This is a genomic window from uncultured Algoriphagus sp., assembly GCF_963974365.1.
In the GTDB taxonomy this organism is placed as follows: Bacteria; Bacteroidota; Bacteroidia; order Cytophagales; family Cyclobacteriaceae; genus Algoriphagus.
Genome location: NZ_CAXBBX010000001.1, coordinates 38047 through 52966, shown reverse-complemented (window position 1 = coordinate 52966; position 14920 = coordinate 38047). Strand labels below are relative to the sequence as shown.

Here is a 14920-nt window from a genome sequence, read left to right as displayed (position 1 = left end):
CTGATTTGGCTCTTGAATCTTATGTCTTGAATCTTATGTCTTGCTACTAGCTACTCTGACAAATTACTCGCTCTTCAACGAATTCACTGGATTCGCTGTTGCCGCTTTAATCGACTGGTAGCTGGTGGTAAGTAAGGCAATAACAATCGCAAAAACCCCTGCTCCCAGAAATACCTGCCAGCTTAGCTCCTGCTTGTACTGATAGTCTTCCAGCCACTTTTGCATGGCATACCAAGCAATAGGAGAAGCAATTAAAAATGCAATTACTACTAGCTTCGCAAATTCTTTTGAGAGTAATACCACGATGCTTCCTATGCTGGAGCCCAATACTTTTCGGATACCGATTTCCTTGGTTCTTTGCTCCGCTGTAAATGCCGTCAAGGCAAATAAGCCTAAGCAAGCAATCACTATCGCAAAGCTTGCAAAGATGCCAAATACTTTACCTAGACGGGTTTCGGAAGCATACATCTGACCAAATCTATCATCCAAAAATGAATAGGTGAAAGGTTGCCCCGGAGCCATTTCATTCCATTTTGCTTCTATGAAACTCACTACTTCATCGGTGTTTTCTGAGTTGAACCTGAACGAAGCAATTCCCTGAGGACTTTCGCTTAAGAAAATCATTACCGATCCTATATTCTCTTTCAAGGATTCAAAATTGAAGTTTTTCACCACTCCTACTACCGTCTTACTCCTTAGGTTATCCAAGTTTGCAGTCTCATTATCGCCAGCCATGCTATTGATTTTTTGACCTATTGGATCGCCTATAAAGTTAAATTGCTTAGCGGCCGTTTCATTGATGATCACCGCAGAAGAATCAGAAGGAAAATCCATCGAGAAATCCCTTCCTTCAGCGATTTCCATACCCATGGTCTTCACATAATCGTAGTCCACCTCCCAGTTTTGAATGCTGACCATATTCTCGGTTTGCTTGGGATCCTTCCCTTCCACCCACCAGGGCGTATCAGATCTCCAGGTTCCTGACACTGGTAAATAACCCGTAATCGTCCCGGACTCCATCATGGAATTTGACAAAATCTCCCGCTTGAAGGTCTCAGCCTGATCACCCAGCGCATAGACGTCTTCCACCGTAATTATCTGCTCTTTATTGAAACCGATCTTCTTATTCTGAATGTAATTCAGCTGATTGAAAACAGCTATCGTAGCAATAACCAAAATGATTGATATCGCAAATTGGAACACCACCAAGGAACTTCGAATCATGCCAGATTTCATTCCCATAGATACACTTCCTTTCAGAATGCTGATTGGCTTAAAGCCTGACAGAAAAAATGCTGGATAAACTCCTGCCAAAAGACCTGTTCCGATCGCTCCAATCAGTAGTATTCCATAGAAGTTGAAATAGGAAAATGGCATGACAAGTTCTCTTCCTGCCAGGTCATTGAAAAATGGTAGTAACAGAGCAACCAGTGGCACTGCGATCACAAAGGAAATACAACTGAGCAAAATGGACTCCATGAGAAACTGGCGAATTAAATGCGTCCGAAATGAACCCATCACCTTTCTGATGCCTACTTCCTTGGCACGATTGGCAGATCTGGCCGTGGACAAATTCATAAAATTGATACAGGCAATGACCAGAATAAACAGTGCCACTGCTACAAATAGATAGATATAAGTGATGTTGAAATTAGGCTCAAACTCTCCCATCAGGTCACTCTTCAGGTGAATGTCCAGCAGCGGCTGAAGATCGTATTCCATTTTGGCTCCATCAGCCATCATGGCATCCAAAGTCGCTCCCTCACCAAATAATCGCCCCAATTCCGGCTCTACATTCTTTTCGATAAGAGACATCAATTTTTGATTTAAGGCCTCAGGATCCGCATCCTCCCGGATTTTCAAATAGGTCTGGAAATTATTGCTAAGCCAGGAAGTTGATTTTGCCTCCGGCAAGCCTTCCATGGAAAGTAAAAAGTCAAAGTGAAAATGGCTGTTTTGGGGAATATCCTCGTAGACACCCGTAATCCTAAAATTCATTCTATTATCCAAAATCAGAGTTTTGCCGATGGCACTTTCTCCCGGAAAATATTTTTCAGCTATGCTTTTGCTTATAGCCATGGTATTGGGTTCAGCCAAAACTCCATCCTGATTTCCTTCTAAAATCGGTGTTCCAAAAACATGAAAGAAGTCTTTGCTAGCCCAGACTACACCATCTTCCTTAATGTTTTCATCTACTTCTTTTACCAAGTAAGATCCTCGTGTTCTAAAGTTGACAGCATACTCTACTTCCGGAAATTCCGCAGGAAGTGCCTCAGCCATTGGGGCCGGAGCTTGGATCATATCCCAGTGATTCCCTCCAAAAATGATATCTGCATGGATTCTATAGATCTGATCGGCATCTTTGAAGTGCTTGTCGTATGAAAGCTCATTGATGACAAAAAGTGAGATAATCATGCAGACCGCCACTCCCACCGACAGCCCAAGGATGTTGATGAAGGTGTAGAACTTATGCTTCTTCAAGTTTCTAAGGGCGATTTTGAGGTAATTCTTAAGCATGGTTTGATAATTAAAAATTGGAAGATTCTAAAATTGAAAGATTCATTGTATTTCGTCATCCGATAGCTATCGGATGCGAATGAGGAACGAGTGAAGCAATCCCGACTCTATACAATTAGATTGAGATTGCTTTGTCGTTGTACCTCCTCCTCGCAATGACGCGTTCTTCCCTGTTTTTCACTGCCGTGGTTTGTGCATATCTTGCCGTTAGGCAGGTCTTCACTAACCATCCAATTTCATTCCGTGTAGACACGTATAGAGGCGAAGAGTTGTATAAAAGCTATTCAGGATTTATGCCATTTAAAAAAAGCCTTCCTGAATACCAGAAAGCTCATTTTCAATTTATTATCGATCTATGTTCGTACAGTAGCGTTCGCTTTCGGGCAAATCTACTGGCGATTTGTGACATGATTAAACTAACCTCAGTCCGAGAGACCCGCATAGCCATCGGGATCGAGGACGCTTCTCTGCCCTGGCCCATAAAGACACGGCCTGAGGCGAAGGAAGAAATTCTGCACTTTTAAAACGAGATTGCTTCGTCGTCGTACCTCCTTCTCGCAATGACGTACTCTTCACGTGGTATCGACCAAAATCCGAAATCAAACCTCCGAAATCCGAATTCGAGCTACTCTGAACGAAGAGACTCAACCGGATTAGCCGAAGCTGCTTTAAATGCCTGGTACCCTACAGTAATCAATGAAATCACAATCAATAGCACTCCTGAGCCGGCAAATATCCACCAGCTCAAATCTGTTTGGAATGCGTAGGATTGCAGCCAGCTATTTGCGAAATACCAGGCTATCGGTACCGCGATCAGAATAGCCACCAAAATCAAGGCAATAAAATCTTTGGAAACTAAGCTCAGAATACTGACTAAAGAGGCACCCATCACCTTCCTTACCCCGATTTCTTTCTTGCGCTTCTCGGCAGTAAATGCCGCCAATCCGAATAACCCCAGGCAGGAAAGGAATATAGCAGTGGTACCAAAGTATTTAGCCAAATCAGATGCTCTCTGCTCGGAAGTATACAGCGACTGATAATCCTCATCCATAAATGAATAGCTTAATGGCTGACCTGTAAATTGTTCAAACACATCTGAAATTCCGGCAATACTGGCTTGTTGATCAGTTGATTCTAATCTCACCATTATCTTCTGGGCAAATCCAGGGCTATATTTTAGGAATGCAGGCTTAACTGTTTCTTTCAAAGATTCAAAATGAAAATCTTTTACCACTCCGATTACCTCTCGGTCTTCTCCCCAAAGGTTGACAATCTGTCCTACAGCATCTTGGAAACCGATGGTTTGCACAGCTGCTTCATTCAGTATTATTTTAGTCTCTTCCTCTCCAAACTCAGGGGAGAAAGCTCTTCCGCCAACCATTTCAAAACCCATAGTTTCGATCAATCCCATATTGACAGAAATGTTCTCAAACTTCACTTCTTCCTCAGGATTTTTTCCCTCCCATTCCAGGCCTATCGTGGAACTCGCCAATCCTACCAAGGGGTGGGACAAGCTGGAAGCATTCGAAACACCCGGAACCTTTTTGGTCTGATCCAGAAATGCATCCATTTGAGTTGGCTGTATGCCGGAAGCACTCAATTCCAGTAATTGGGATTGATTATATCCAAGATTTTGGCTTTGGATATAGTTCATCTGCTTGCTCAAAACCGTGATACCAATAATCAATAAAAGCGAAATAGAAAACTGAAATACCACCAGACCTTTTCTCGCCAAAAGCTCTCCGAAACTCCCTTTTAGATTGGATTTCATGACTTCCACTGGCTTAAACTTGGACAGGTAGATTGCTGGGTAAATTCCAGCGAATAGGCCTGTGAAAAACCAAATGCCGAATAAAACCAATGCGATATCGGGCTGCAAACTAAGCGATAAGCTCTTGGATGTAACCTGATTAAAAAAGGATTGCAGCAGGAATGTAACCAAGATTGCCAGCGCCATTGCAAAAAAGGTCAGCACCAGAGATTCGGTAATAAACTGCGTGAAAAGCCTACCACGACTTGCTCCCATGGTTTTCTTTACACCGATTTCTTTCAGCCTGCTCATGGATTTGGCCGTGGTCAAATTCATGAAATTGATACAGGCGATAATCAGGATGAAGACCGCAATTGCAGAAAATATTTTCACATAGCTGATCCTTCCACCCGCTACCTTTCCATCTTCATAAGTACCGTACAAATAGGTATCTCCAAAAGGCTGAACAAAAACCGAAACGTTCGAGAACTCCTCCTTTTTCTTAATAAAATCTGAAATCTGTGAATTAAAGGCAGCTACGTCAGTTCCTTCTTTCAGGAGGACAGTTGCCATAGCATTGTAATTATCCCAATGGGCTCCATCGCCTAGCATTTGTTTAAAAAATGGAAATGAAAGGAGGAAATCAGGTTTCACCACATCGAGATTCCCAAAATCCTTGTAAACTCCCGTCACTTCCACTTGATTCTGAAAATCAAAAACTTGCCAGTCCAAAGATTTTCCTAATGCCAATTGAGGGCTTCCAAAAAGTTTGGTAGCTAACGTCTCTGAAATGGTTATTGCATTGATATCATTCAGGGCATTTTCCGAATTCCCCGCAATGAAATCCACATCGAATATCTGAAAATACTCCTGACCGACGAAGTAGCCATCTCCGTTCATTTTAGTATCTCCCTGCTCAAAGGATACTCCTTCCACCAATGGTGAGAAGGCCGTTGCAGCTTCCACTTGAGAGAGCTCAGCACTCATCGCTTCCGCCATTTCGGCTGGTGTATAAGCAATCGTAACTATTCCAGTGGAATTATCATGATTCGTCATCACCTGATAAATCTGATCTACCTTCGTATGATAGCGATTGATGCTTAGCTCATCCTTCACCCAAAGCATGATCAGGATCACAGTGCACAGTCCAATAGTCAACCCAAATAGATTGATCGCAAAAATATGCTTGGACTTCATGAAACTTCGGAAAGCGAGGATTAAGTGATGGCGGAGCATAGGGAGGGGGAGTTTTAATTTAAGTTAAACGAGCTTAAATTTGCTTGATGTCCGATGTCCGGTGCCCGATGTAAACACCCGACACCAGTCATCTAACATCGGGCAATATCAAACATGAAACTGCTCCCTGATATTCTCAGTCACCACTTTACCATCGAATAGGTTAATGGTTCGGTGTGCGTAGTTTGCATCATGCGGAGAGTGAGTTACCATGACAATGGTCGTTCCCTCGTTATTCAATTCTTCCAAAAGACGCATTACTTCTTCACCATTGGTAGAGTCCAAGTTACCTGTAGGTTCATCGGCAAGGATCACTGAAGGCTTAGCTACAATTGCTCTGGCAATAGCCACACGCTGCTGCTGACCACCAGAAAGCTGCTGAGGGAAGTGATTCCTTCTGTGCATGATATTCATGCGGGTAAGCACTTCTTCAACCCTTTTTTTGCGTTCATCGGCTGCGATTTTAAGGTAAAGCAATGGTAGCTCTACGTTTTCGAATACAGTCAGTTCATCGATCAGGTTGAAGCTCTGGAAGACAAATCCAATGTTTCCTTTTCTCAATGAAGAGCGCTGTCTTTCAGAGAATTTCGCCACTTCATGTTCAAGAAAGTGATACTCTCCATCATCAGGATTGTCCAGCAAACCAAGGATGTTCAGGAGTGTGGATTTACCACAACCTGAAGGGCCCATGATAGCCACAAATTCCCCTTTTTTGATTTCGATCTGGATGCTATCCAAAGCAGTTGTCTCTACCTCCTCGGTAGCATACATTTTTCTGAGATTGACGGTTTTGATTACGTTCATGTTTATTATTGTTAGATGTCCGATGTCGGATGCCCGATGTTTTGGGAACCTTAATCATTGTTTATGATTTTTTTTAAGATATCTATTAACCTCTGTGTTTCAAGGCAATTCATTTCTATCTAATTAATCTTTGACTTGAAGGATTGCATCATGTTCATTAGATGAAAAGACTCCGCATATAGTTTAGTAAACTGTTCTTTATCAATATATTTTCTTCTTTCAGCTTTATGTATGCAAGTGACAACTTCAGCTAAAGATCGAATTGCATAGCCTAAGAACTTCTTGTATTCAGGGTTAGATTGAGAAATCGATCCTTCAGCAATATTTAAAGCAATGGAATCCGCCGCACGCCATATTTGTGAAATCAAGTTATATATCTCGTCCTTATGAAAGTCTTTGGACACAAGGAATATATCTTCTCCAAAATCCATGGCCTTTTGCCATATTTGAAGCTTTTCGAATTTAAAGTGAGGCACATATTCTTCCATAGTTCTATATTTTAAAACAAGAAATCACTAGTCATTCCACCCTCAATACCTGTCATCGGACACCAAGCATTGGTCATCAAGCACCCCACATCGGTCATCCGGCATCGGTCATCCAACACCCGACATCGGTCATCCGACACCCAACATCACTTTAGGTCCAGTATCTCATTCTTGCCAAAATTCTCATACCCAGAAATAATCACTTTCTCTCCTTCTACTAATCCTTCCAGTACCTCGTAATATTCAGGATTCTTGTTTCCAAGTCTGATATTTCGCTTTTCGGCATTTCCATCTGAATTGATCACAAACACCCAGTTCCCTCCAGTATCCTTGAAGAATCCGCCTGTAGGTAGCAATAAACTTTGCTCGCTGTCGCTTAGCTGCAATCGGATTCTTACACTCTGCCCTCTTCGGATTCCTTGTGGGCTTTCCCCGGTAAATCTCATATCGACTTCAAATCGCCCGTTTGTAATTGTAGGGTAGATCTTCGTGATCTCCAATTCGTGATCTACACCACTGAGAGTGAACTTTCCTCTCAGTCCACGACCGATTCTTGGTAGGTACAATTCATCGATCGGCACCCGAACTTTGAATTCATCCTGCACATCGATTTGACCATATCGCTCACCTGAGTTGATCGCCTGACCTACTTCGATTTGCTCCATAGCCAGCTGACCTGCAATCGGTGCTTTAATCACCAAGCCGTCTAAGATCTGGCCTACTCCATTCAGAGAAGCATTCATCCTACTCTCAGACTGACGAAGTTGCGCCAACTGATAGGATCTGGCGATGGAGTCACTCTTATATGATTTATAAGTCAATTCCTTTCTTTTCAGATTATACTCATATTGCTCGGCTACCTCTTCAAATTCCCGGTCAGAAACCAGTTTCTTCTCATGAAGCTCCTTGAATCTTTTGTACTGAGGCTCCAGCAAGCTGATCTGATAATCTATCTCTGCTAATTGACCTTGCTGACTCAAATCGTTTTGATCGAGAAAAAGACGGGTTTGACGTAAGTTGTTGATTTGCTCATAAAGCATGGTCTCACGCTGCATCACATCCAATTGCAAATTGGAATTAGCCATAATCAAAATCGTATCCCCCACTTCCACTACCGCTCCTGATTCACGAACGATCTGTGCTACCATCCCTCCTTCGACCGCATCTAGGAAAAATGTCTGTGCTGGCTCGATCTGTCCAGATACTAATATATAATCGGTAAACTCACCTTTCGAAACTGTCGCAATACTTAATCGATCCTTCTCCACATTCATAGTGGATCTATGATCTGCAAATCCGATTTGATAAACAATTCCGGCGACTAAAACGACTCCACCTACTATCCAGGCGATTCTTCTAGGGGTCCAGGTTTTCTTAGCTATTTTTCTATCCATTGTGTGTAAATGCTATTTTCGGGCTATCCCCAGTATGCCAAATGGTATGCCATGCAATAAATCGCCCTTACAAGCTTGTTTCGTTGATTTGAAGAAAATACAGAGCGAGACTCGCGAACATTTTCGTCCGCGAGCGAACAAAAGAATTCAAAGTCGACTATTTTTTTCCTAACTTATAATCCTGTCCCATTTACCAAAAACAGGCTCAAATTGTCCGAAACCAAACGTTTTGCGGCAATTTTATCCCGACTGGTTTTTCGGTATGCTTTTGGAACAAGTGGGTGCAACACGACGGAGATTTTTCCGCCTCTGAACAAATTCTTTAAACCATGAGCGAGCAACGAACAGGCAAAATTCTAATTGTAGATGATAACGAGGACTTATTAAAGGCAGCAAAGATTTTTCTAAAGCGGCATTTTTCTCAGGTGGATACAGAGACCAATCCTGACCTACTTCCCATCCTCACGCACAACGAATCTTACGACGTCATTCTTCTCGACATGAACTTCACCAAAGATGTGAGTTCGGGTCAGGAAGGATTCTATTGGCTGGACCGTATTCTCGAGCTTGACCCATCCGCGGTGGTAGTTTTGATCACTGCTTATGGAGATGTAAATCTTGCGGTGAAAGCAATAAAAGAAGGTGCAACAGATTTTGTGCTGAAGCCTTGGGAAAATGAGCGATTGCTGGCTACGCTGAATTCTGCTTTGCAACTGCGCAAAAAGAAGATGGAAGTGGATCTTCTTCGGGATCAGAAGCAGACCATGCAGCAGGACATAGACAATAAGTTCAAGGATATCATCGGGCAAAGTGATTCCATGCAAAAGGTTTTTGAGACTATAGAGCGCGTGGCTGTCACCGATGCGAATGTTTTGATTTTAGGAGAAAATGGAACTGGGAAAGAATTGATAGCCCGTGCGATTCACCGACATTCCCGTAGAAATAGAGAAGCTTTTGTAGGAGTAGATTTGGGTTCTATTACACAGACTCTATTTGAATCAGAGCTTTTTGGACATAAAAAAGGATCTTTTACCGATGCCAAGGAAGACCGGGCAGGTAGATTTGAGCAGGCTCACAAGGGCACGCTTTTCCTGGATGAAATAGGAAATCTTCCCCTTGCACTTCAGTCCAAGCTTTTGGCAGCACTTCAAAACCGTCAAGTAACACGCGTCGGCGCAAATCGTCCCGTGGATGTGAATATTCGCTTGATTTCCGCTACCAATATGCCGATCCATAATATGGTTTATGAAAATGGCTTCCGCCAAGATTTGCTTTATAGGATCAATACCATAGAAATCCAGCTTCCTCCACTTCGTGAGCGTGTGGAAGACATTCCACTTTTGGCAGATCACTTCATTACTTTTTATTCTAAAAAGTACAACAAAGACATCCGCAAAGCTTCCGAACCGCTCGTGAAGCGCATGACCAAGTACCACTGGCCGGGTAATATCCGTGAGCTTCAGCACAGCATTGAGCGTGCAGTGATCATGTCAAATCATAATGTATTGCAGCCAGAGGATTTGTTTTTGCAGAAAATGGCTCAACCCGAGCGACAGGACGAATCCGTGAGTTTGGAGCATTTGAACATCGAGGATGTTGAGCGAATTTTGATCAGAAAGGCCCTGCAAAAGCACAATGGACATATCACCAGAGCAGCAGAGGAACTTGGACTGACCCGCTCATCACTCTATCGAAGACTGGAGAAATATGGTTTATAAGCGGTTTTCCTTTGGAGTTGGACTTCGGATAACCGGCATCATCCTGAATATCTACCTCGCACTATGGCTATACTACAGCCAGGATCTATGGCTTGCTCCGGCAATTCTTGGACTTATCGCGGTACTTCAGATCGGTGAGCTGATTTATTATGTCAATTCCATCAACCATAAGCTCGCTAGATTTCTCGATTCCATACGATATGCCGATTTTTCGAGTTCCTTCACTTCGGACAGCAAAATGGGCAATTCCTTCAGGGAGGTAAACACCTCTTTCAATGAGGTAATGGAGGTTTTTAAACAAACCCGAGCTGAAAAGGAAGAACAGATGTTGTTTCTACAGGTCATCATTCAGCACATCAATACAGGAATTATTTCCTTCAATGATGCTGGAAAAATTGGCGTGATCAATAACGCTGCAAAGCATTTACTACAGATCCCGCAGTTTCGGGATATCACAGATTTGGGCAAACTCTCTCCAAAACTTCTGGAAGATGTAATGGAAATGAAGCCAGGTCAGCGTATTTCAAAGAAAGTGAATCTTTCACTCCACCTTATTATTCAATCAACTTCCCTGAAGATGGGCGGCCAAAGCTGGACTTTGCTTTCCCTGCAAAATATCAACGCAGAACTTCAGTCCAATGAGCTGGAAGCCTGGCAAAACTTAACTAAGGTACTCCGACATGAAATCATGAATTCCATTACCCCGATTTCAAGTTTGGTAGAGTCGCTTCGTACCATTCTCGATGAGGACAGCTACGTGCAGCAAGAAGGTTTTCTGATCAAAAGGGATGGCTTTATGGACATGCAGGAAGGGCTGGATACCATTGCCAACCGTAGCCGAGGGCTGGTGACTTTTGTGAATGCCTACCGTGATTACACCAATATACCAACTCCGAAAAAAGTTACCATGCCCGTTAGCGAACTATTCGAAAATGTGCATAATCTGATGCGGGAAGAGCTAAAATCTGCTCATGTAAAAATAGAAACAAAGATCCACCCGGTTGATCTGGAGATTCATTGTGATCCCGATCAGATTACCATGATCTTGATAAATTTACTAAAAAACGCATCTGAATCCCTTCAGAATCAAGCAGACCGTACGATATGGCTATCTTCTATTGGACAGGGAGATTTAGGATTGATGATTCAGGTTGAAGACTCCGGACCTGGAATTATCCCTGAGGCCTTGGAGCGAATTTTTGTTCCCTTCTACACCACCAAAAAAACAGGAAGTGGTATTGGCCTGGCTATTTCAAGGCAAATTATGAACCTGCACAAGGGCAGTTTGGAGGTAACCTCCATCCCAAATGAGCGGACCGTATTCACGATGAATTTCAGGTAACATATAACCTTTGAGGTCTTCAAGACCTCGAAGGTTTTTACCTCAAAATTTTACAGAATCTTCGAGGTCAAAAAAAAGACCTCGAAGGTTTAATAAATTTGCAGTACCATAATTTTTAACCGCAGAGCACACGGAGAACACGCAGAGGCCACAGTTTAGTGTTCGTCAATTAATCCAGAAGTATGCTTGGTTCTCATGACATGGACCAATTCACATATGGTGCAAGTCTTCAGGCTTGTACTTAAATTATTGCAAAATCGACCTACACCCCACCTCTTTTACTTTCTTCAAGAATAGTTTTCATAAGTTACTTTGTCTTTCTATGAGACTATATGATTTTTTAATACAAAAAGCCTCTGAGATCAAATGATTTCAGAGGCTTCTATTTTCAATTCAAGTCAAACTTCTGGAAAAGTATGACACCTGAAAATTCAAACTACTCAAAACTTATACATCGCTGTAACCCCAAAGGTCGCTGGATTGCCCAAATGCGAAGGACCAAAGTTGTAAGCATAGTCAATATAGGTTTCATCAAAGATATTTTTAGCCCAAAAGGTCAGTTCCATCATGTCGGAAACCACCCCGAACTTTGCATTGGCGATCTGATATGCATCTTGGCTGATGGTATTTTCCAGATTGAAGAACTGCTCGCCGAAATACAACCACTCCCCTCTCACCATCCAATCCAATGTGCTGGAATTGAAAAACTGAGGTGTCCACTGCACGGCAACCATAGATGTGAAATCCGGGGTGAAAATCTGCCTGTTTCCAGCGTAATCCACTTCTCCCAATTCTCCCGGAAGCATCAGATTATCAAATGTCGCATGGGTATATCCGAAGCTCCAATCAATGCTCAAGTCTTTGGTAGGAATGGTGTTGATCTCCCACTCTATTCCCTTGCTGGTCAGATCACCGGCATTTTGGGTCACCACGATCGCATCCGGCAATACTAGACCTGGAATTTGTACATCAGAAATTGTGGTATAGAATAGCGCGACATTTGCCCGAACTCTTCTATTGAAAAAGTAATTCTTACTTCCAATTTCGAAATTGTTTGAGAATTCAGGATCATAGGCAAATAACGGGGGATTGCTAGGATCAGAACCTATCTGTGTCAAGCCGCCCGGCCTGAAGCCACGGCTGTAACTTCCATATACCTCGTTTGTATTAGCCAGCTGATATGCCAAAGCAACTTTAGGAGAAATAGCATTGTAGTCCACCTTTCCAGTGGTATCAGGTTGCGTGACCATAGGATCATCTTGTCCAAAGTCCAACTCCTGAGAAACTGTCAACTCTTTCTTTTCATAATCAGAACGTAATCCTGCGGTCAGTTTCAATTTATCAGTTAAGCTGTAGGTCGCCTGACCGAAAAATGCGTAACCGTAACCCGTAGCAATGTTGGTATTGATGGTAGTGAAATTGGAAATAGGAGAACCTACCAGCGCTGCATCATCACCAAAATAAGTCCCCTGCTTGGTAGGAGCATCAGAGGTGAATCCAAAAAACCCAACTTGCCAATTCAATTTCTGACCTGCATTCACGGAAGCCAACCTGAATTCCTGAGTCCAAACGGAAACAGTATTCCAATCTTTTCCATAATCATTCACAATGGATACTCCATCAATAGGTGAAAAATCCCCATCAATCGGAGTCTTGTAGTAGCGGTAGTTCTTTTGGAAGGAAGTCTGGGAAGAGAAGTTGAACTTCGGTCCGGTATTTTTGATCACCAAGGAAACATTTTGGCTGTCATCCACCATTTCAGTGGTTGCATTTTGATTGACCTCAAAAGGATTCTCTACAGCAGAATCAGGATCTGGAGCTAAAGAGAACGGACCATTATTTCTTCCTGAATTACTCTTGAAATTCACTATAGCTTCCCAGTTTTTTGCAAAGAGGTAATTCAAATTCCCCGCAAACAGCAAATTCTTTTGCTTGTCAAAATGGCTGTCGTTATACAAGTTAGTGTAGTACCCATCTATTTTATCAGACAAAATAGAAAAGCCAGCATACAATTTTTGCGGAAGCACCATGGCCTTCACACCGGCAGCAATCCTAGAAAAACCATAATTGCCTACATCTGCACGAATAAATCCGGAGAGCTCGTCAGACTTGGGTTTGGTGATAATATTCATCACCCCACCCATAGCATTTCTGCCATAAAGCGTTCCCTGCGGACCACGAAGCACCTCAATTCTCTCCACGTCATTGAGTAAGAAAAAATAGGTATCTAACCCGAATTGATTCACTCCATCCACATAAGTTGCCACTGCTGGCTCGTAGGAAGTAGTGGTGATACCACGAATGGAAATCACGTTTCTGTTGTCTCCCGGATTGGAGGAATACAAGTTTGGAATATATCCACGGAGATCCTTCGTCTGCCAAAGGTTCATTTCCTCCACTTTCCGATCATCCACTACCGACACAGATATGGGAACCTTCTGGAGGTTTTCAGTTTCTTTCTGCGCAGTTACCATCACTTCACCAAGTTGAGTCACGGGAATAGTATCGTAGCTTTGGGCAAAAGAAATTTGGGAAACTAGGCTGAGTCCTGTGGCAAAGCACAGCTTCGTCACAAATTGGGTATTAAAAATTGACATAAACGAATAGGTAGGTTTAGTCTTCAAATTTAGGACTGGAAGATTGAAAACCCGATTTTTCAATAACTAATTACTCCCCAAAACACATGGGAATAAATTTGATTTGCTTATGCTATTGTTTGGAAAACGTATTTTTCTCCCAGAAAAGTCAGCCACTTTTACCTGTGATGATTCTGTGACTTACCCTTTGATAATTTACACTTCATTGGAAGACCAACAAAAATTCGTCAATTTCATAGCTTTCAAACCTATTTCGATACTTAGAAATTAATTTAGGAACAGTTTCTTGTGTCTAACCTAGCTTTCTAAATGCTCACTATAGAATACCTACCCCTCATCTTTTTCATCATCGCCTTATTTTACAGTTCAGTCGGCTTCGGAGGCGGATCTAGTTATTTGGCTATCATGAGTTTATTTCTTACCGATTTCTATGAAATACGCTCCACCGCCCTGATCCTGAATATCTGCGTCGTTACGATCGGGACGATAATCTTCATGCGCAACAAAGTGTTTGACTTTAAGCTCTTTTGGCCATTTCTGATTTCCAGCATTCCATTGGCCTATTTGGGAGCGCAGCTGAAGCTTTCACAGCAGGCATTTTTTCTAATTCTAGGGGCTGCCCTGATTCTTTCGGGTGTGGCAATGATGCTTCGCTACCTTCAAGCTAAACTAGAATCACATGAATTTAGCCTGATCAAAAAATTGAGTTTGGGTGGTAGTGTAGGGTTACTGGCCGGAGTTTCCGGAATTGGAGGAGGAATTTTTCTTAGTCCTACGCTCAATCTATTGAACTGGGCAAACCCAAGGATTGTAGCTGCACTTGCTTCCGTATTCATACTTGTGAATTCCATTTCCGGACTAATAGGGTTAACCGTTGCAGGCACTTTTCAACTTGATCCAGATTTGATCTGGAAACTTGTACTCGCGGTCGTGCTGGGAGGAAGCCTAGGTTCCTATCTATCTAGCAAAAAATTTAATCTGAGAATCCTTGGTGGACTGACTGCTGTTTTGGTCATTTATGTCGGTCTAAGACTTGTATTGATGCATGGATTTGGGATAAATATTTAAGATTGT

At 42.5% G+C, this 14920-nt stretch carries 10 protein-coding genes; 4 read left to right on the top strand and 6 right to left on the bottom strand.

The features are described from left to right. Positions 1 to 63 precede the first annotated feature (63 nt). The gene (locus AACZ87_RS00220; RefSeq protein ID WP_339863712.1) at positions 64 to 2517 is read right to left on the bottom strand and encodes an ABC transporter permease; all 2454 of its coding nucleotides are present in this window, start codon (positions 2515 to 2517) and stop codon (positions 64 to 66) included. A gap of 155 nt (positions 2518 to 2672) precedes the next feature. Here AACZ87_RS00220 and AACZ87_RS00215 point away from each other — a divergent pair, with 155 nt between their 5' ends. Continuing rightward, positions 2673 to 3041: a hypothetical protein gene (locus tag AACZ87_RS00215; protein WP_339863710.1), complete on the top strand. Its 369-nt coding sequence runs from the start codon at positions 2673 to 2675 to the stop codon at positions 3039 to 3041. 101 nt (positions 3042 to 3142) lie between these two features. Here AACZ87_RS00215 and AACZ87_RS00210 read toward each other — a convergent pair whose 3' ends face one another. From AACZ87_RS00210 to AACZ87_RS00195, 4 genes are all read right to left on the bottom strand, one after another. Then, positions 3143 to 5503 carry an FtsX-like permease family protein gene (locus AACZ87_RS00210; RefSeq protein ID WP_339863708.1) on the bottom strand — a complete coding sequence of 787 codons (2361 nt, stop codon included), beginning with the start codon at positions 5501 to 5503 and terminating at the stop codon, positions 3143 to 3145. 108 nt (positions 5504 to 5611) lie between these two features. After that, a complete protein-coding gene (locus AACZ87_RS00205) occupies positions 5612 to 6307 on the bottom strand; it encodes an ABC transporter ATP-binding protein (RefSeq protein WP_339863706.1) in 696 nt (231 codons plus the stop codon). A gap of 119 nt (positions 6308 to 6426) precedes the next feature. Beyond that, the gene (locus tag AACZ87_RS00200) at positions 6427 to 6795 is read right to left on the bottom strand and encodes a four helix bundle protein (protein WP_339863704.1); all 369 of its coding nucleotides are present in this window, start codon (positions 6793 to 6795) and stop codon (positions 6427 to 6429) included. A 146-nt stretch (positions 6796 to 6941) separates the two neighbouring features. Next, the gene (locus AACZ87_RS00195) at positions 6942 to 8189 is read right to left on the bottom strand and encodes an efflux RND transporter periplasmic adaptor subunit (protein ID WP_339863702.1); all 1248 of its coding nucleotides are present in this window, start codon (positions 8187 to 8189) and stop codon (positions 6942 to 6944) included. Between the two features lie 329 nt (positions 8190 to 8518). Between AACZ87_RS00195 and AACZ87_RS00190 the strand changes: the two genes are divergently transcribed. Continuing rightward, on the top strand, positions 8519 to 9907 hold the full coding sequence (locus tag AACZ87_RS00190) for a sigma-54 dependent transcriptional regulator (RefSeq protein ID WP_339863700.1): 1389 nt from the start codon (positions 8519 to 8521) through the stop codon (positions 9905 to 9907). Beyond that, the gene (locus tag AACZ87_RS00185; protein WP_339863698.1) at positions 9897 to 11249 is read left to right on the top strand and encodes an ATP-binding protein; all 1353 of its coding nucleotides are present in this window, start codon (positions 9897 to 9899) and stop codon (positions 11247 to 11249) included. Before AACZ87_RS00190 ends, AACZ87_RS00185 begins: the two co-directional genes overlap by 11 nt. A gap of 440 nt (positions 11250 to 11689) precedes the next feature. Here the strand turns inward: AACZ87_RS00185 and AACZ87_RS00180 are convergent, their stop codons facing one another. Continuing rightward, positions 11690 to 13846 carry a TonB-dependent receptor gene (locus AACZ87_RS00180; protein WP_339863696.1) on the bottom strand — a complete coding sequence of 719 codons (2157 nt, stop codon included), beginning with the start codon at positions 13844 to 13846 and terminating at the stop codon, positions 11690 to 11692. A 309-nt stretch (positions 13847 to 14155) separates the two neighbouring features. Between AACZ87_RS00180 and AACZ87_RS00175 the strand changes: the two genes are divergently transcribed. Continuing rightward, positions 14156 to 14914 (top strand): sulfite exporter TauE/SafE family protein, encoded by a 759-nt coding sequence (locus AACZ87_RS00175; protein ID WP_339863694.1) that lies wholly within the window; start codon positions 14156 to 14158, stop codon positions 14912 to 14914. Positions 14915 to 14920: the final 6 nt, after the last annotated feature.